This is a genomic window from Streptomyces sp. NPDC102406 (genome assembly GCF_044765725.1).
GTDB lineage: Bacteria > Actinomycetota > Actinomycetes > Streptomycetales > Streptomycetaceae > Streptomyces.
The window spans coordinates 36,809-53,360 of the sequence record NZ_JBIWKP010000003.1 but is presented as its reverse complement, the minus strand read 5'-3'; the positions used below and the strand labels follow the sequence as shown (position 1 = coordinate 53,360).

The window sequence follows — 16,552 nt, the reverse complement described above, 5'->3', positions numbered from 1 at the left end:
TTCCCGTGCGGGCCGGGGCGAAGCCTCCTCGCGGTCTACTTCTGCTTCTGCGGCTTCTGCTGCTTCTCCGGAGGCTGGGGCTTCCAGTCGGGGTGGCCGGGCATCGGCGGCGTCTTCTTCCCGTAGAGCCACGCCTGGAAGAAGCCGGTCAGGTCGCGTCCGGTGACCTGCGAGGCGAGCGAGACGAAGTCGGCGGTCGTGGCGGAGGAGTCCCGGTGGGTGCTCACCCACGTGCGCTCCAGACGCTCGAAGGCGTCCTTGCCGATCTCCTGGCGCAGCGCGTACAGGACGAGGGCGCTGCCGTCGTAGACGACCGGCCGGAAGATGCTGATCTTCTCGCCGTGCTTGGGGCCCTTGGGCGCGGCGGGCGGGCCACCGGCCGCGCGCCAGCCGTCGGAGGCGCGGTAGGCGTTGTACATCCGCTTCTCGACGGGCGCGTGCGCCTTCTCCTCGGTGTACAGGGCCTCGTACCAGGTGGCGTGCCCCTCGTTCAGCCACAGGTCCGACCAGGTGCGGGGGCTGACGCTGTCGCCGAACCACTGGTGCGCCAGCTCATGCACCATGATCGACTCGACGTACCACTTCGGGTACTCGGGGCGGGTGAAGACCTCGCGCTCGAAGAGGGAGAGCGTCTGCGTCTCCAGTTCGAAGCCGGTGCTCGCCTCGGCGATGAGCAGGCCGTAGTTCTCGAAGGGGTAGCGGCCGACCTTGCCCTCCAGCCAGGCGATCTGGTCGGGTGTCCTGGCGAGCCAGGGCCGTAGCACCTTGGCGTCCTTGGCGGGGACGACGTCGCGGACGGGCAGGCCGTGGGGTCCCTTGCGGTGCAGGACGGCCGAGCGGCCGATGGAGACCTGCGCCAGCTCGGTGGCCATGGGGTGGGCGGTGCGGTAGACCCGGCTGGTCGTGGCTCCGGCGCGCTTCGTCTCGACGGGGAGTCCGTTGGCGACGGCCTGGAGGTTCTTGGGCGTGGTGATCCGGAACGTGAAGAAGGCCTTGTCCGACGGGTGGTCGTTGGACGGGAACACCCGGTGCGCGGCGTCCGCCTGGTTGGCCATGGCGAGCCCGTCCTTGGTGCGGAGCCAGCCGACGTCCACCTTGCCGGGCATGGGGTTGCTGGTGTGCCGCACGGTGATGTGCAGCGGCTGCCCCGGTAGCACCGGGCTGCCGGGCGTGACGATCAGGTCCTCGTCGCTGGTCGCGAAGCGCGCGGGGGCGCCGTCGACCTCCACGGAGCGCACGGTGCCGTGCGAGAAGTCGAGGTTGATCCGGTCGAGCCGGTCGGTCGCCCGGGCATCGATCTTGGTGACGGCGGAGAGCGGCTTGCTGTTGTCACCGCTGTAGGTGAAGGAGATGTCGTACGACGCCACGTCGTACCCGGGGTTGCCCAGGTGCGGGAAGAGGCGGTCGCCGATGCCGAGCGGGGTGGCCGACTGGGGCGAGGCCGCCGCGAGGAGGGCGACGGAGACACCCGCGGCGAGGAGCGCGGCGGTGCGGGGCGTTCGGGAGCTGAGCAGCATGATCTACGGCTACCAGCGCGGTCCCCCGCGGCGGGGCGGTACACGCCACTCCCACCCGAACGAGACCCCGACGGGCGCCGAGGGCCGCCGACGCACACGGCGGCCTGCCGACGGTCAGGGTGCTCCGGCCGTGGCGTGCTGGGCACGTCCCACGTCGTACACACCCGGCACGTTCCGCATCGCCCGCATGAGGCCCGGGAGGTGGGCCGCGTCCGGGAGCTGGAGCGTGTACGTGTGCCGGACGCCGCCCTGGGCGGGCGGTTCCACGTTCGCCGAGATGATGGCGACGCCCTCCAGCGCTATGGCTTCCGTGAGGTCGGCGAGGAGGTGCGGGCGGCTGAACGACTCGGCGACGAGCGTCACCCGGTACTCGGCGCTCTCCACGTCGGCCCAGCGCACACCGACCTCCGTGCGCCCGGCGCTCTTCATACGCGTCACGCCGGGGCACGCGACGCGGTGCACGGTGACGGCGCCGCCGCGCACGACGAAGGCGGTGATCTCGTCGGGCGGTACGGGCGTACAACAACCGGCCAGGCGCACGGTCGCGTCCGGCTGCTCGTCGACCACGGCGTTGGCCGCCGCGGGCCGCGCGGAGGGGCCGCTGTAAGGGGCCCGGGGCGGGGCCTGGGGAGCGCTCGGCCCCTCCGGGTGGGCGGTCAGCCAGCGCCGGATGGCGATGCGCGCTGCGGGCGTACGGGCGTGGTCGAGCCAGTCGCGGGACGGCTCGGAGGCACCGGCGCCCTCCATACGGTCCATCAGGAGCTGCACCGTGTCACCGTCGGCGAGGACCGTGCCGAGCGTCGCCAGGCGGCCGTTGACCCGCGCCCCGATGCAGGCGTGGGCGTCCTCGCCGTACTGGGCGTAGGCGGCGTCGACACAGCTCGCTCCCGCGGGCAGGCCGATGGTGCCGCCGTCCGGTCGGAAGACGGTGATCTCGCGGTCCTGGGCGAGGTCCTCGCGCAGGGTGGACCAGAACATGTCGGTGTCGGGCGCGGACTGCTGCCAGTCGAGGAGGCGGGAGAGCCAGCCGGGACGCGTGGGGTCGGCGCGCTCGCCGACCGTGTCCAGGTGTTCCTCGCCGGAGGGCGCGTAGGGATTGCCGAGGGCGACGACGCCCGCCTCCGCCACCTTGTGCATCTGGTGGGTGCGGATGAGGACCTCGGCGACCTCGCCGTCGCCGCGGGCGACGGCGGTGTGCAGCGACTGGTACAGGTTGAACTTCGGTACGGCGATGAAGTCCTTGAACTCGGAGACCACCGGCGTGAAGCAGGTGTGCAGTTCGCCGAGGACGCCGTAGCAGTCCGCGTCCTCCGCGACGAGGACGAGGAGCCGTCCGAAGTCGGAGCCGCGCATCTCGCCGCGTTTGCGGTGGACGCGGTGGACCGACACGAAGTGCCGGGGACGGATGAGGACCTCGGCGTTCAGGCCCGCCTCGCGCAGTACGCCGCGCACCTCCTCGGCGATGGCGGCGAGCGGGTCGTCCTCCCGTGCCGCGTTGGCCGCCATGAGCTGGTGGGTCCTCGCGTACTCCTCCGGGTGGAGGATCGCGAAGACGAGGTCCTCCAGCTCGGTCTTCAGGGCCTGGACGCCCAGGCGCTCGGCGAGCGGGATGAGGACGTCGCGGGTGACCTTCGCGATCCGTTCCTGCTTCTCCTGGCGCATCACGCCGAGCGTGCGCATGTTGTGCAGGCGGTCGGCGAGTTTGATCGACATGACGCGTACGTCGTTGCCGGTGGCCACGAGCATCTTGCGGAAGGTCTCGGGTTCGGCGGCGGCGCCGTAGTCGACCTTCTCCAGCTTGGTGACGCCGTCGACGAGGTAGGCGACCTCCTCGCCGAACTCCGTGCGCACCTGGTCGAGGGTGACGTCCGTGTCCTCGACGGTGTCGTGGAGCAGGGAGGCGGTCAGCGTCGTGGTCTCCGCGCCCAGTTCGGCGAGGATCAGCGTCACCGCGAGCGGGTGCGTGATGTAGGGCTCGCCGCTCTTGCGCATCTGGCCGCGGTGCGAGGACTCGGCCAGTACGTAGGCGCGGCGCAGCGGGTCGAGCTCGGCGTCCGGGTAGTGCGCGCGGTGCGCCTCGACGACGTGCCCGATGGCGTCGGGGAGCCGGCCGCGGGAGGCCGTGCCGAGGAGCGCGGCGCGGCCGAGTCGGCGCAGATCGATCCGGGGCCGGCCGCGCCTGCGGTGTGCTCCGGGCATGATCGCCCCTGGTGTGGCGGGGTTGGTCGCCTCCGCACTCATGAGCACCTCCGGCTTGCTCGACCCGGCGGCGGGCTGGCGGGGGAACCCGTCCGGACCGGTGCTTGATGCTACCGAGCCCATCACGTGGCGCCGTCCAGCTCTCGCCCAGCGTGAAACGGATCACCCATTCGAGCGACAGTTCACGTGTTTACGGTTTCGATCTCCGCGAACCAGTCCGCGTCGATCACGCCCTCGGCCACGATCTCGGCCGGGCCGGTCATCTCGATCTCGCCACCGGGCCGTTCGGTGATCGTCAGCCGACCGCCGGGCAGATCGATCTCGTACGTCACGGGGGACCCGGTCAGGTCCGGGTCGAGGCCGTCTCTGCGGGCCGCGGCGACGGCCACCGCGCAGGCGCCGGTGCCGCAGGACCGGGTCTCGCCCGAGCCGCGCTCGTGCACGCGCATGGCGACGTGGCGGGGGCCGCGGTCGACGACGAACTCGACGTTCACGCCGTGCGGGTAGGCGCTGTCCGGCGCGAAGGCGGGCGGGGCGTGCAGCGTGCCGGCGTGCGCCAGGTCGTCCACGAAGGCGACGGCGTGCGGGTTGCCCATGTTCACGTTCGTCGCGGGCCAGGTGCGGTCGCCGACGGACACGGTGACGTCGCCCGCGGGCAGCGCCGCCTTGCCCATACCGACCGTGATCAGGCCTTCCTTGTCGATGTGGACGCGCTTGACGCCGCCGCGCGTGGCCACGGCGATGTCGCCCTCGCCGACGTGTCCCGCACGCTGGAGGTAGTGGGCGAAGACCCGCACCCCGTTGCCGCACATCTCGGCGATCGAGCCGTCCCCGTTGCGGTAGTCCATGAACCACTCGGCCTCGGCCGCCATGTCCCGCGCCTCGGGGTGGGCCGCGGAGCGCACGACGTGCAGGACGCCGTCCGCGCCGATACCGGCACGGCGGTCGCACAGCGCGGCCACGGCGGCAGCGGAGAGCTCGATGCCGTTCTCCGGGTCCGGGATGATCACGAAGTCGTTCTGTGTCCCGTGGCCCTTGAGGAAGGTGGTCATTTCACGATCGTACGAGATCGGTGCGACATCGCGGTCAGCGGAGTCGCGCCACGCGCCAGACCGCAAGGACGGCCACCGCCGCCACGACGACCACGTACGCGCCCACGACGCGCCAGTCCGGCCGTCGGCCCGAGCCGCGCGGCGGGAAGCCGGGCAGGGCGTAGCCCACGCGGCGGGCGGCCATCATGCCCCAGCCGGCCGCGCACGAGCTGATCAGCAGGCCGAGCATCGCGACGACCGCGCCACCGTCCCCGAACTCGAAGAACAGCGGGAAGGCGAACATCAGCGAGCCGATGGTGGCCAGGATCACGATGGGGGCGAGCTGCCAGATGCGGAGTCTGCGCTGCGGGCGCAGTTCGATCTCGACCTCGGCCGCCTCGTCCTGCGCGGTGAGCTCGTCGGCGGTCGGCCCGTCGGCGATCACGCCGTCCGGGATCGCCTCTGGACCGTCGGGGCTCAACTGCTCCCCGCCTGGTGCGGTGTCACGAGGGCCGGCCTCCATCGCCACGCGCCCTCCCACTTCGGACTCCACTGGTCGATCGTCGCTCGATGATGGCACGGCCGAAGAGGCCGGGATGACGGCCGGGGCGTCCCGATGCCATCACGTGATCAGGCTGTGACCGGTCGTTCGATCAACGCCATTGCGCGGGCCCGGAGTTCCCCGCGCTCGGCGAGGGCCCCACTCAGCCAATGCACCCGTGGATCGCGCCGGAACCACGAATCCTGGCGGCGCGCGAAGCGCTTGGTGGCACGGACGGTCTCCGCGCGCGCCTCCTCCTCGGTGCACTCCCCCGCGAGAGCGGCGAGGACCTGCTGGTAGCCGAGGGCGCGCGAGGCCGTACGTCCCTCGCGCAGGCCCTCGGCCGCGAGCGTGCGCACCTCCTCGACGAGGCCCGCCTCCCACATGCGGTCCACGCGCGTGGTGATGCGTTCGTCGAGTTCGGGGCGCGCGACATCGACGCCGATCTGGACGGTGTCGTAGACGGAGTCGTGCCCCGGGAGGTTGGCCGTGAACGGCTTGCCGGTGATTTCGATGACTTCCAGGGCGCGCACGATGCGCCGGCCGTTGCTCGGCAGGATCGCGGCGGCGGCCTGCGGATCGGCGGCGGCCAGGCGGGCGTGGAGGGCGCCCGAGCCGCGCAGGGTCAGCTCGTCCTCCAGGCGGGCGCGGACCTCGGGGTCGGTGCCGGGGAACTCCATCTTGTCGACGGCGCCGCGGACGTAGAGCCCGGATCCGCCGACCAGGACGGGCCAGCGGCCGTCCGCGAGGAGGCGGTCGATCTCGGCGCGGGCGAGCTTCTGGTACTCGGCGACGCTCGCCGCCTGCGTCACGTCCCAGATGTCCAGAAGGTGGTGCGGGACCCCGGCGCGCTCCTCGGGCGTCAGCTTGGCGGTGCCGATGTCCATTCCCCGGTAGAGCTGCATGGAGTCGGCGTTGACGACCTCGCCGCCTAGTTCCTCGGCGAGGAAGACACCGAGATCTGACTTTCCGGCCGCGGTCGGACCGACGACGGCGATGACCCGCGGGGCGGGAGCTGCGCTACTCACCGTCCCAGTCTCGCAAACCCCGGGCCCGCTCCTCGAACGAGCTACGTGACGCCACAGGGCCGGGGTCGTTGCCTGTTGCGAGGTTCCAGCCGCCGGTTCTGAGGACCGGTGACCCGGGCGACGCAATGGGACGCACCGGGCAGGGCGGAATTTCGCCCACACGAGTACCCTATGGAGTTGAAATGGGCGTTTTTTCCATGTTTCGCCGGAAAGCCAAGGACAGTGACGCGGCACCGTCCGCCGAGGCACAGGCCGCCGAGCCGACCGCCGAGCCGGAGGCCGAGGCCGAGGCGGCAGAGGGCTCCCCGTCCGAGGTGACCGCGGAGGCCAGCGAGGTCACCGAGGCCACCGAGCGTGCGGAGGCCGGCGAGACGGCCGGGGCCATCGCTACGGAGAACGTGGAGATCCCGAAGCAGCAGTCGGCGCAGCAGGCCGCCGACAACGAGGCGGCAGGCGAGGGCGCCCGCAAGTAGCCGCCGCGAGGAAAGGTGGATCCATGGGCTTCCTGGACAGCGTGAGAGCCAAGCTCGGCCCGGCCAAGGACAAAGTCGCCGACCTCGCGCAGCAGCACGGGGACACGATCGACCAGGGTCTGGAGAAGGCCGCCAAGGCGGTCGACGAGAAGACCAAGGGCAAGTACAGCGACAAGATCCGGCACGGCACGAGCAAGGCGAAGGACGCCCTGGACCGTCTCTCCGCGGACGGCAAGGACGGCGGCGCCCCGCCGTCACCTCCCACGGCGCCCTGACGGCGCCGACGCACGCAGAGGACATGGCGGACGGCCGCGAAGCCCGAGGGCTTCGCGGCCGTCGCCGTGTTCCGGGAGCGTCGCGCTATGTCCAGGAGGCCACGAAGTAGCCGACGCCGTAGGGCGCGTCCTCGTACAGGAGGCGGCTCGTGCCGCCGTCGTCGTTGTCGGCGATCCAGGCCGCGGAGAGGATCTGCCAGGGGTCGCGGCCGGAGATCTTGAGGTCGGCGGCGAGATCGGCGTCCAGTTGCGCCAGGTGACCGTCCTGGTCATAGGTGCGCAGGGCCTCGGCGATCCGCGCGTCCACTCCCTCGGCCCGCTCGTCGAGGTAACCCGGCGCCTTGACCGTGCGGCAGGCGGTGCCGTCGCCCATGACGAGCAGGCCCACGCGATCCGCCCAGGCGGCGATGCGGGTGCCGTCCTCGCCGTTGGTGGGCCAGGAGCGGCCCGGGGCCACCTCGTAGCCGCGTACGGGGCCTTCCCAGCCCGCGCGCGCGAGCAGCCACGCGCCCACGCTCAGCGACGGCGGCAGGACGCCGTCCCCGCTGCCGGGGCCGGGGCCCAAAGCCACCTCGACATCGACGCCGAAGGGGCGGAAGGAGCCGCGGGCGCCCGCCTCGTACAGTGCGTCGCGCGCGCCCTGGCCGACGACCGCGATCAGGTCGGGCCCGGCCGCGAGGAGGGCGCTCAGCGCCTCGTCGCACGCCTCGCGCGCGGCGTCCAGCTCGGGCGCGGCGCCGGCCGCGACCTCCGGCACGAGCAGGGGCGGGCAGGGGCACACGGCGGCGGCGACAAGCATGATCGCCAGCTTACTGGCCCGCGGACGGCACGCCCCCGCTTCCGGGATCAGTCGACGGCGCAGCCCCCGGTGACCGCCGGCAGCGGCTCCGGGACGCCCACCTTGGGCAGGCCGAGCAGGACGCCCTGCTTCTTGTCCTGCTGCTCCTTGGTGCGCCGCTCCCAGGCGTCGCCCGCGCGCGTGGGGCGTACGTTCAGGACCGGTCCCTCGGCGAGCAGGTGGTGCGGGGCCGCGTAGGTGATCTCGACGGTGACGACGTCGCCGGGGCGGACCTCGGTGTCGGGCTTGGTGAAGTGGACCAGGCGGTTGTCGGGGGCGCGGCCGGAGAGGCGGTGCGTCGTGCCGTCCTTGCGGCCCTCGCCCTCGGCGACCATCAGCTCCAGGGTGCGGCCGACCTGCTTCTTGTTCTCCTCCCAGGAGATCTCCTCCTGGAGGGCGACGAGGCGCTCGTAACGGGCCTGCACGACCTCCTTGGGGATCTGGCCGTCCATGGTCGCGGCCGGGGTGCCGGGGCGCTTGGAGTACTGGAAGGTGAAGGCGTTGGCGAAGCGGGCCTCGCGCACGGCGTGCATGGTCTGCTCGAAGTCCTCCTCGGTCTCGCCGGGGAAGCCCACGATGATGTCGGTGGAGATCGCCGCGTCCGGCATGGCGGCGCGGACCTTCTCGATGATGCCGAGGAAGCGCTCCTGGCGGTACGAGCGGCGCATCGCCTTGAGGACCGTGTCCGACCCTGACTGCATCGGCATGTGGAGCTGCGGCATGACGTTCGGCGTCTCGGCCATGGCGGCGATCACGTCGTCGGTGAAGTCGCGCGGGTGCGGGGAGGTGAAGCGCACGCGCTCCAGTCCCTCGATCTGCCCGCAGGCGCGCAGCAGCTTGCTGAAGGCCTCGCGGTCGCCGATGTCGCTGCCGTAGGCGTTGACGTTCTGGCCGAGCAGCGTGATCTCGGAGACGCCCTCGGCGACCAGTGCCTCGATCTCCGCCAGGATGTCGCCGGTCCTGCGGTCCTTCTCCTTGCCACGCAGGGCGGGGACGATGCAGAAGGTGCAGGTGTTGTTGCAGCCGACCGAGATGGAGACCCAGGCCGCGTACGCGCTCTCGCGGCGGGTCGGCAGCGTCGACGGGAAGGCTTCGAGGGACTCGGCGATCTCGACCTGTGCCTCTTCCTGGACGCGGGCGCGCTCCAGGAGGACGGGCAGCTTGCCGATGTTGTGCGTGCCGAAGACGACGTCCACCCAGGGCGCCTTCTTCACGATGGTGTCGCGGTCCTTCTGAGCGAGGCAGCCACCGACGGCGATCTGCATGCCCGGGCGCTGCGTCTTGCGCGGAGCGAGCCGGCCGAGGTTGCCGTAGAGCTTGTTGTCCGCGTTCTCGCGCACCGCGCACGTGTTGAACACCACGACATCGGCGTCGCCGTCGGAGCCCTCGGGGGCGCGGACGTAACCGGCGTCCTCCAGGAGGCCCGACAGGCGCTCGGAGTCGTGGACGTTCATCTGGCACCCGTAGGTGAGCACTTCGTACGTCTTGGCGGGATTGGGTGAACGATCGTCCACGGACGGACGCGGGTGGCTGCTGCTCATGACAACAAGGGTATGGGGTGCGCGGGGGCGCCCCATGCCGCCCCCGCGCCCCGCCCCCACCACCTCCGGCGGTCGGCGACGGCCCCGATCCAGCGGATGAGGTCACGACCCCGACGCGTACGCGGAGCTCACCACGGCCGTCGAGCCGGTCCCTGGTCAGCAACCGGTCGGGACTGGCAGGATCGCGCCCATGCCCCAGCCGCTCACCCGTCTCACCCGCAGCCGCGCGCTCACCGGCGCCGCGGCCGGGCTCGTCGTGTTCGGACTGCTGCTGTGGTGGCTGCTGCCGCTGGGCGACCCGGAGCAGAGCGGTCGGGTCACGATCAGCACCGGCGCCAGGACCGGCGTCTACGAGCGGTACGGCAACCTGCTCAAAACGGCCCTGTCCCGCGACATCCCCAAGCTCGACGTGACCCTGACCGGCAGCGAGGGCTCGTGGGACAACGTGGACCGGGTGGCCACCGGCAAGGCGGACTTCACCATCGCCGCGGCCGACGCGGTCGCCAAGTACCAGTACGAGGACCGGCCGGGCGCGGCCCGGCTGCGCGGCTGCGCCCGCCTCTACGACGACTACATGCAGCTCGTCGTGGCCCGTTCGTCACCCGTGAAGAAGGTCGCCGACCTGCGCGGCAAGAAGGTCGCCGTGGGCGGTGACCGGTCAGGGGTGCGACTCATCGCCGACAAGGTGCTGCGCGCGGCGGGCCTGGACATCAACCGGGACGTCACGCCGGTGGGCATCGGCATAGACACCATGCCGAAAGCCCTCAAAGCGGGGGAGATCGACGCGTTCTTCTGGTCGGGCGGGCTGCCGACCAACCATGTCCGCGCGCTCTCCGAGGAGTTCCCGGTCCGGCTGGTGGAGCTCGGCAGCCTCGTCGACAAGCTCCACGCGCAAGGGGAGTCGTCCCGCTACTACCGGGCCGCCGTGATGCCCGCCGACGCCTATCCGGCCGCGCAGGAGGGCAAGGTCGTCAGGACCCTGGCCGTGGCGAACCTCCTGGTCACCACCGACCGCACCGATCCGGGACTGACCGAGGCCATGACTCGTACGGTCATCGACAGCCGCGACCACATCGGCACCGAGGTGCACGCGGCGCAGCTCGTCGATCTCAGGACAGCCGTCTACACGGACCCGCTCTCCCTGCACGAGGGCGCGCGCCGCTACTACCGCTCCGTCAAGCCCTGACGGGCGTCGCGCGAGGTCGGCACCGGCGCGGTCCTCGGCACGCGGACCGTCACCTCCAGTCCGTGCGGTTCGTTGGGCGCGTACGCGATCGAGCCGCCGCCGGCCGTCAGCAGGGCCCGGGAGATGGACAGCCCCAGACCCGAGCCCTTGATGTTCTGGTGCCGTCCGCTGCGCCAGAACCGGTCGCCGACCCGGGCGAGTTCGTCCTCGCGCAGGCCGGGGCCGCCGTCGGCGACCACGACCGCGGTGGTCTCGCCGTTCGCCGCGACGGTGACCGTGACCTCCTCGCCCTCGGGCGTGAACTTCAGGGCGTTGTCGACCACCGCGTCCAGCGCGCTGGACAGCGCGACCGGGTCGGCCCAGCCGGTCACCGCGGGGCAGTCGGCGACCAGCCGCACCCCCTTCTCGTCGGCGGTCGGGCGCCAGGCCTCGACCCGCTCGGCGGCCAGCTCCCCGATGTCGGTCAGCCGCAGGTCCGCGGGGGCGTGCTCGGCCAGGGCCAGGTCGAGCAGGTCGTCGAGGACCCGGGCCAGGCGCTTGCCCTCGGCCCGTACGGACGCGATCGCCTCATTGCCCTCCGGCAGTTCGTACGACAGGACCTCGATGCGCAACAGCAGGGCCGCGAGCGGGTTGCGCAGTTGGTGCGAGGCGTCCGCGACGAAGGCGCGCTGCTGCTCCAGCACGTCCTCGACGTTGTCCGCCATCTCGTTGAACGAGCGGGCCAGGCGCTGGAGTTCCGGGGGCCCTCCGGCGGCCGCGACCCGTGACTTCAGCCGTCCCGTGGCGATGTCGTGGGTGGTCGCGTCCAGGACACGTACGGGACGCAGCACCCAGCCGGTCAGGCGCAGCGCCGCCCCCACCGCGAGCAGCATCGCGGCGACCTCGCCCGCCACGACGACGAGCCAGCCCCGCAGTGTCGCGGCCCGCATCGCCCCGGTGGGCGAGTCGGTGACGACGACGGCGACCACGTCGCCGTCCCTGATGACCGGCGAGGCGACGACGATCCGGCCCCCCTGCTGCCACGGCCACACCTGCGACGGGTCGTGGCTGCCGCGCGAGTACAGGGCCTCGTCGAACGCGGCCCGCACGGCGCCGTATCGGGGCACCTCGAAGTCGCTGGGCGCCCGTCCCATCGGCTCGCGGTCGCGGTAGAAGACACCGGCCTTGATGCCGTACACCTCGTGATAGCGGGCGATCTCCTTCTGGAGCGTCTGCTGCCGCTCGTCCGCCACGACCTCCCCGTCCTCGTCGGGCCTGGCCGTGACGAACTGGGCGAGCGAGGCGAACCGGGCCGTGTCGTCGATCCGGTCGACGACGACCCTCTGCTGCTGCGCGGAGGCCACGCTCACCGCCAGCGGAAATCCGAGCGCGAGCAGCACGCCCGCCATGAGGACGATGAGCAGCGGAAGCAGACGGGCGCGCACCCGGCGACTCTACGGCGTCCGCTACGCGGCCGGCACGACGAGCCGGTAACCGACGCCCCGCACCGTCTCGATGAGCGCGGGCATCCGCAGCTTGGAACGCAGGGAGGCGACATGCACCTCCAGGGTGCGTCCCGTCCCCTCCCAACTCGTGCGCCACACCTCGCTGATGATCTGTTCCCGCCGGAAGACGACACCCGGCCGCTGCGCGAGGAGGGCCAGCAGGTCGAACTCCTTGCGGGTGAGCTGGACGACGGCGCCGTCCACCGTGACCTGCCGGGTGGGCAGTTCGATCCGTACGCCGCCGAGGCGCAGCCCGCTCTCGGCCGCCGGTGTGCTCTCCCCGCCGGTGTTGCGCCGGCTCACGGCGTGAATGCGGGCGAGCAGTTCCCCGGTGTCGTACGGCTTCACCACGTAGTCGTCGGCGCCGAGATTGAGGCCGTGGATGCGTGAGCGTACGTCCGCGCGCGCGGTGACCATGATGACGGGGGTCGTCGTGCGCTTGCGGATCTTGCCGCAGACCTCGTAGCCGTCCTGGTCGGGCAGGCCCAGGTCGAGCAGTACGACACCGAACGCGTCGGGTGCGGGGACCAGCGCCTGGAGCGCCTCCTCACCGCTGCGGGCGTGCAGCACCGAGAAGCCGTGCCGGGCCAGCACCGCGGACAGGGCCGCGGCCACATGGTCGTCGTCCTCGACGAGCAGCAGTCTCATTCCGGCCCCCTCACACGTCTCGGCCTCTTCGAGTTCACTGAGGCATCCACGCCGATGCGGCAGGACGACGTCAAGAGCCTTCCTGTTACGTCCGTGTTCCGTTATGGAGCCGGTACGCGCGGCCGCCGCCCCCTTCACGCATAGTGTCCGGTTGCGGCCGGATCGTTATGCTCAATTTCCCCTCAGATGTAATGACGCTGGTCGCATGGCGTTACTAATGTCCTCCCAACCGAGGAGGATGGAGCAAGACCCCGATGACCGAAGTTTCGGTGACCAAGGACGCCACTCCCCCTGCGGGCGACGCACTGGTCGCGCTGAGCGAAGTGAACAAGCACTTCGGAGCGTTGCATGTGCTCCAGGACATCGACCTGTCCGTCGCGCGGGGTGAGGTCGTCGTCGTCATCGGCCCCTCCGGCTCCGGCAAGTCGACCCTGTGCCGCACGATCAACCGCCTGGAGACCATCGACTCCGGCAGCATCACGATCGACGGCAAGCCGCTGCCCCAGGAGGGCAAGGAACTGGCCAGGCTGCGCGCGGACGTGGGCATGGTGTTCCAGTCCTTCAACCTCTTCGCGCACAAGACGGTGCTCGAGAACGTGACGCTCGGCCAGGTCAAGGTCCGCAAGACGGACAAGAAGCAGGCCGATGAGAAGGCCCGGGCGCTGCTCGACCGGGTCGGGGTGGGCGCGCAGGCGGACAAGTACCCCGCGCAGCTCTCCGGAGGCCAGCAGCAACGCGTCGCCATCGCCCGGGCGTTGGCGATGGACCCGAAGATCATGCTCTTCGACGAGCCGACGTCAGCGCTCGACCCCGAGATGATCAACGAGGTCCTCGAGGTGATGCAGCAGCTCGCCCGGGACGGCATGACGATGGTGGTGGTCACGCACGAGATGGGCTTCGCCCGCTCGGCGGCCAACCGCGTCGTGTTCATGGCGGACGGCCGGATCGTCGAGGAGTCCGCCCCCGACCAGTTCTTCAGCAACCCGCGCAGCGATCGGGCCAAGGACTTCCTGTCGAAGATCCTGCACCACTAGTTCTCTGCCGAATCTGCCGACATGAAGGATGTTCACATGAAGTTCCGCAAGGTCACCGCCGCGGCCTCCGTCGCCCTCGCCCTCGCCGTCACCGCCACCGCGTGCGGTGGTGACGACAGCGACGACAAGGGTTCCGGCGGCGGCAAGAAGATCACCATCGGGATCAAGATCGACCAGCCCGGTATCGGCCAGAAGACCCCGGACGGCGAGTACAAGGGCTTCGACGTCGACGTCGCCACGTACGTCGCCAAGCAACTCGGCTACGACGCCGGCGACATCGAGTGGAAGGAAGCCAAGAGCGCCGACCGCGAGACGATGCTGCAGCGCGGCGACGTGGACTTCATCGCCGCCTCGTACTCGATCAACGACGAGCGCGCGGCCAAGGTCGACTTCGCCGGCCCGTACCTCCTGGCCCACCAGGACGTCCTGCTGCGCGCCGACGACAACACCATCAAGGACCCGAAGGACCTGAACAGCAAGAAGCTGTGTTCGGTGACGGGTTCGACGTCGGCGCAGAACGTCAAGGACAAGCTGGCCCCCAAGGCCCAGCTCCAGAACTACGGCGGCTACTCGGAGTGCCTGACGGGCGTCGAGAACAAGGCGATCGACGCGCTGACCACCGATGACTCGATCCTCGCGGGCTACGCCTCGCAGGCCGAGTTCAAGGGCAAGTTCAAGCTCGGTGGCTTCAAGATGACCAACGAGAACTACGGCATCGGCGTCAAGAAGGGCAGCGACCTCAAGGCCAAGATCAACACGGCCCTGGAGAAGATGGTCTCGGACGGTTCCTGGGAGAAGGCCGTGAAGGCCAACTTCGGCCCGGCGGGCTACAAGAACGAGCCTGCTCCGAAGATCGGCAACATCGTCAAGTGACGTGGTGACGCAGGGCGCGGCGACCCCTCCGACGGAGGGGACCGCCGCGCCCTGGCCACATCCGGCAGCCCTCCAGACACGCGGAAGCGCGGGAGATCGTGTTCGACTTTCTAGAAGGTTACGACCTGCTGGGAGCGTTCTGGGTGACGGTGAAACTCACCGCTCTCTCAGCCGTCGGCTCCCTCATATGGGGAACCGTCCTCGCCGGCATGCGAGTCGGCCCGGTCCCCCTGATGCGAGGCTTCGGCACCTCGTACGTCAATGTGGTGCGGAACATTCCGCTGACCGTCATCATCGTGTTCACCTCGCTCGGCATCTTCCAGACGCTGGGCATGAACATGGGCTCCGACCAGTTCGAGACCATCAACTTCCGCCTGTCGGTGCTCGGACTGACCGCGTACACCTCGGCGTTCGTCTGTGAGGCGCTGCGCTCCGGCATCAACACGGTGCCCCTCGGCCAGGCGGAGGCGGCCCGCGCGATCGGGCTGAGCTTCAATCAGGTGCTGCGCCTGATCATCCTGCCGCAGGCCTTCCGCTCCGTCGTGGCCCCGCTCGCCAACGTCCTGATCGCGCTCACCAAGAACACCACGGTGGCCGCCGCGATCGGTGTCACCGAGGCCGCGCTCCTGATGCGGGAAATGATCGAGAACGAGGCCCAGCTCATCCTCATCTCCGCCGTCTTCGCGTTCGGCTTCATCTGCCTGACGCTGCCGACCGGCCTGATCCTCGGCTGGGTGAGCAAGAAGGTGGCGGTGAAGCGATGACCTCGATCCTCTACGACGCCCCCGGCCCCCGGGCCAAACGGCGCAATGTCCTGTACTCGATAGGCTTCCTCGTCGTCTTCGCTCTCGTCATCTGGTGGGTGATCAGGAAGCTCGACGAGAAGAAGCAGCTCGACTGGGTCAAGTGGAAGCCGTTCTTCACGGACATCCGCCCGTGGGAGACCTACATCTGGCCGGGTCTGCAGAACACCCTCACGGCGGCGGCGTTCGCCATGGTCATCGCGCTGCCGCTGGGCGCGTTCTTCGGTATCTCGCGCCTCTCCGACCACCGGGCGGTCCGCGTCCCCTCGGGCGTGGTGATCGAGTTCTTCCGCGCCATCCCGGTCCTCATCCTGATGCTCTTCGCGAACGCGGCGTACTCGGAGTTCACCGACGTCTCCTCGGACGACCGCCCGCTGTACGCCGTCGTCACCGGCCTGGTGCTCTACAACGCCTCGGTCCTCGCCGAGATCGTCCGCGCGGGCATCCAGTCCCTGCCCAAGGGACAGACCGAGGCGGCCTACGCCATCGGCCTGCGCAAGGGCCAGACGATGCGGTCGATCCTGCTCCCGCAGTCGGTGACCGCGATGCTGCCGGCGATCGTCAGCCAGCTCGTCGTCATCGTGAAGGACACCGCGCTCGGCGGCGCGATGCTCACCTTCTCCGAACTGCTTGCCTCGGTACGTCCGATGAGCGCCGCGTACGGCGCGAACACCATCGCGTGCTTCACGATCGTGTCCCTCATCTTCATCGCGATCAACTTCGCCCTGACCACGTTCGCCTCGTGGCTGGAACGCCGGCTGCGGCGGGCGAAGAAGTCCACCGGCGCGGTCCTTCCGGCGGCGGCCGTCGGTGGCACCGAGTCCACGGGCGCCGTCGTCTGAACCTGACGGCTCGTCCGGATTCGCGCGCGGACCACGGCATCTGACGGGCGCTCGACCGTTGCGGTACACGGAGGCAGTGGCGTGATCGCCACTGCCTCCGTCACTTGACGCAAGCACCGGCAATGGGTTGCATACGCTCTGTGAACGTGCACCCCGCTCCAACTGCCCCTTCTTGTACGTCCAGTACGCCACCCGCACCGCGCGGGACGCTTTTCGGCGGGCTTTCCGGGGCAGGAGGA

At 70.5% G+C, this 16,552-nt stretch carries 16 protein-coding genes; 7 read left to right on the top strand and 9 right to left on the bottom strand.

What is annotated here, in order from left to right:
* Nucleotides 1-35 precede the first annotated feature (35 nt).
* From ACIRF8_RS13865 to miaA, 5 genes are all read right to left on the bottom strand, one after another.
* Nucleotides 36-1,517 (bottom strand): M1 family metallopeptidase, encoded by a 1,482-nt coding sequence (locus tag ACIRF8_RS13865; RefSeq protein WP_404214362.1) that lies wholly within the window; start codon nt 1,515-1,517, stop codon nt 36-38.
* A gap of 114 nt (nt 1,518-1,631) precedes the next feature.
* Nucleotides 1,632-3,758, bottom strand: a complete 2,127-nt coding sequence (locus ACIRF8_RS13860; protein ID WP_404214360.1) for a RelA/SpoT family protein — start codon at nt 3,756-3,758, stop codon at nt 1,632-1,634.
* Between the two features lie 140 nt (nt 3,759-3,898).
* On the bottom strand, nt 3,899-4,768 hold the full coding sequence (dapF, locus tag ACIRF8_RS13855) for a diaminopimelate epimerase (RefSeq protein WP_404214358.1): 870 nt from the start codon (nt 4,766-4,768) through the stop codon (nt 3,899-3,901).
* A gap of 34 nt (nt 4,769-4,802) precedes the next feature.
* On the bottom strand, nt 4,803-5,270 hold the full coding sequence (locus ACIRF8_RS13850; RefSeq protein ID WP_404215884.1) for a hypothetical protein: 468 nt from the start codon (nt 5,268-5,270) through the stop codon (nt 4,803-4,805).
* A 107-nt stretch (nt 5,271-5,377) separates the two neighbouring features.
* A complete protein-coding gene (gene miaA, locus ACIRF8_RS13845) occupies nt 5,378-6,316 on the bottom strand; it encodes a tRNA (adenosine(37)-N6)-dimethylallyltransferase MiaA (protein ID WP_404214356.1) in 939 nt (312 codons plus the stop codon).
* 197 nt (nt 6,317-6,513) lie between these two features.
* On the opposite strand from miaA, the gene ACIRF8_RS13840 reads away from it, so the two are divergent.
* Nucleotides 6,514-6,789, top strand: a complete 276-nt coding sequence (locus tag ACIRF8_RS13840; RefSeq protein ID WP_404214354.1) for a hypothetical protein — start codon at nt 6,514-6,516, stop codon at nt 6,787-6,789.
* A gap of 23 nt (nt 6,790-6,812) precedes the next feature.
* Nucleotides 6,813-7,064 carry an antitoxin gene (locus tag ACIRF8_RS13835; protein ID WP_404214352.1) on the top strand — a complete coding sequence of 84 codons (252 nt, stop codon included), beginning with the start codon at nt 6,813-6,815 and terminating at the stop codon, nt 7,062-7,064.
* Between the two features lie 85 nt (nt 7,065-7,149).
* On the opposite strand, the gene ACIRF8_RS13830 is transcribed toward ACIRF8_RS13835, so the two are convergent.
* Both ACIRF8_RS13830 and miaB read right to left on the bottom strand, forming a co-directional pair.
* Nucleotides 7,150-7,863 carry a class III extradiol dioxygenase subunit B-like domain-containing protein gene (locus ACIRF8_RS13830; protein WP_404214350.1) on the bottom strand — a complete coding sequence of 238 codons (714 nt, stop codon included), beginning with the start codon at nt 7,861-7,863 and terminating at the stop codon, nt 7,150-7,152.
* A 47-nt stretch (nt 7,864-7,910) separates the two neighbouring features.
* The gene (gene miaB, locus ACIRF8_RS13825) at nt 7,911-9,443 is read right to left on the bottom strand and encodes a tRNA (N6-isopentenyl adenosine(37)-C2)-methylthiotransferase MiaB (protein ID WP_404214348.1); all 1,533 of its coding nucleotides are present in this window, start codon (nt 9,441-9,443) and stop codon (nt 7,911-7,913) included.
* Between the two features lie 190 nt (nt 9,444-9,633).
* Here miaB and ACIRF8_RS13820 point away from each other — a divergent pair, with 190 nt between their 5' ends.
* Nucleotides 9,634-10,629: a TAXI family TRAP transporter solute-binding subunit gene (locus ACIRF8_RS13820; RefSeq protein WP_404214346.1), complete on the top strand. Its 996-nt coding sequence runs from the start codon at nt 9,634-9,636 to the stop codon at nt 10,627-10,629.
* On the opposite strand, the gene ACIRF8_RS13815 is transcribed toward ACIRF8_RS13820, so the two are convergent.
* Both ACIRF8_RS13815 and ACIRF8_RS13810 read right to left on the bottom strand, forming a co-directional pair.
* Complete coding sequence (locus ACIRF8_RS13815; protein ID WP_404214344.1) at nt 10,608-12,053, bottom strand: ATP-binding protein; 1,446 nt, start codon at nt 12,051-12,053, stop codon at nt 10,608-10,610. The two genes, ACIRF8_RS13820 and ACIRF8_RS13815, sit on opposite strands and share 22 nt — an antisense overlap.
* Nucleotides 12,054-12,074: 21 nt before the next feature.
* Nucleotides 12,075-12,761, bottom strand: a complete 687-nt coding sequence (locus ACIRF8_RS13810) for a response regulator transcription factor (protein WP_404214342.1) — start codon at nt 12,759-12,761, stop codon at nt 12,075-12,077.
* A 254-nt stretch (nt 12,762-13,015) separates the two neighbouring features.
* Between ACIRF8_RS13810 and ACIRF8_RS13805 the strand changes: the two genes are divergently transcribed.
* The 4 genes from ACIRF8_RS13805 (at nt 13,016) to ACIRF8_RS13790 (ending at nt 16,313) form a co-directional block, all read left to right on the top strand.
* Nucleotides 13,016-13,795, top strand: a complete 780-nt coding sequence (locus tag ACIRF8_RS13805; protein ID WP_404214340.1) for an amino acid ABC transporter ATP-binding protein — start codon at nt 13,016-13,018, stop codon at nt 13,793-13,795.
* A gap of 36 nt (nt 13,796-13,831) precedes the next feature.
* Complete coding sequence (locus ACIRF8_RS13800) at nt 13,832-14,668, top strand: glutamate ABC transporter substrate-binding protein (RefSeq protein WP_404214338.1); 837 nt, start codon at nt 13,832-13,834, stop codon at nt 14,666-14,668.
* Between the two features lie 98 nt (nt 14,669-14,766).
* Nucleotides 14,767-15,432: an amino acid ABC transporter permease gene (locus tag ACIRF8_RS13795; protein ID WP_404214336.1), complete on the top strand. Its 666-nt coding sequence runs from the start codon at nt 14,767-14,769 to the stop codon at nt 15,430-15,432.
* Nucleotides 15,429-16,313: an amino acid ABC transporter permease gene (locus ACIRF8_RS13790; RefSeq protein ID WP_404214334.1), complete on the top strand. Its 885-nt coding sequence runs from the start codon at nt 15,429-15,431 to the stop codon at nt 16,311-16,313. Before ACIRF8_RS13795 ends, ACIRF8_RS13790 begins: the two co-directional genes overlap by 4 nt.
* The last annotated feature ends 239 nt before the right edge of the window (nt 16,314-16,552 follow it).

What these genes read in the sequence shown, in the direction of transcription:
- ACIRF8_RS13865 (WP_404214362.1), bottom strand. Translation starts at nt 1,517, where the DNA reads ATGCTGCTCAGCTCCCGAACGCCCCGCACCGCCGCGCTCCTCGCCGCG.
- ACIRF8_RS13860 (WP_404214360.1), bottom strand. Translation starts at nt 3,758, where the DNA reads ATGAGTGCGGAGGCGACCAACCCCGCCACACCAGGGGCGATCATGCCC.
- dapF (WP_404214358.1), bottom strand. Translation starts at nt 4,768, where the DNA reads ATGACCACCTTCCTCAAGGGCCACGGGACACAGAACGACTTCGTGATC.
- ACIRF8_RS13850 (WP_404215884.1), bottom strand. Translation starts at nt 5,270, where the DNA reads ATGGAGGCCGGCCCTCGTGACACCGCACCAGGCGGGGAGCAGTTGAGC.
- ACIRF8_RS13840 (WP_404214354.1), top strand. Translation starts at nt 6,514, where the DNA reads ATGTTTCGCCGGAAAGCCAAGGACAGTGACGCGGCACCGTCCGCCGAG.
- ACIRF8_RS13835 (WP_404214352.1), top strand. Translation starts at nt 6,813, where the DNA reads ATGGGCTTCCTGGACAGCGTGAGAGCCAAGCTCGGCCCGGCCAAGGAC.
- ACIRF8_RS13830 (WP_404214350.1), bottom strand. Translation starts at nt 7,863, where the DNA reads ATGCTTGTCGCCGCCGCCGTGTGCCCCTGCCCGCCCCTGCTCGTGCCG.
- miaB (WP_404214348.1), bottom strand. Translation starts at nt 9,443, where the DNA reads ATGAGCAGCAGCCACCCGCGTCCGTCCGTGGACGATCGTTCACCCAAT.
- ACIRF8_RS13820 (WP_404214346.1), top strand. Translation starts at nt 9,634, where the DNA reads ATGCCCCAGCCGCTCACCCGTCTCACCCGCAGCCGCGCGCTCACCGGC.
- ACIRF8_RS13810 (WP_404214342.1), bottom strand. Translation starts at nt 12,761, where the DNA reads ATGAGACTGCTGCTCGTCGAGGACGACGACCATGTGGCCGCGGCCCTG.
- ACIRF8_RS13805 (WP_404214340.1), top strand. Translation starts at nt 13,016, where the DNA reads ATGACCGAAGTTTCGGTGACCAAGGACGCCACTCCCCCTGCGGGCGAC.
- ACIRF8_RS13800 (WP_404214338.1), top strand. Translation starts at nt 13,832, where the DNA reads ATGAAGTTCCGCAAGGTCACCGCCGCGGCCTCCGTCGCCCTCGCCCTC.
- ACIRF8_RS13790 (WP_404214334.1), top strand. Translation starts at nt 15,429, where the DNA reads ATGACCTCGATCCTCTACGACGCCCCCGGCCCCCGGGCCAAACGGCGC.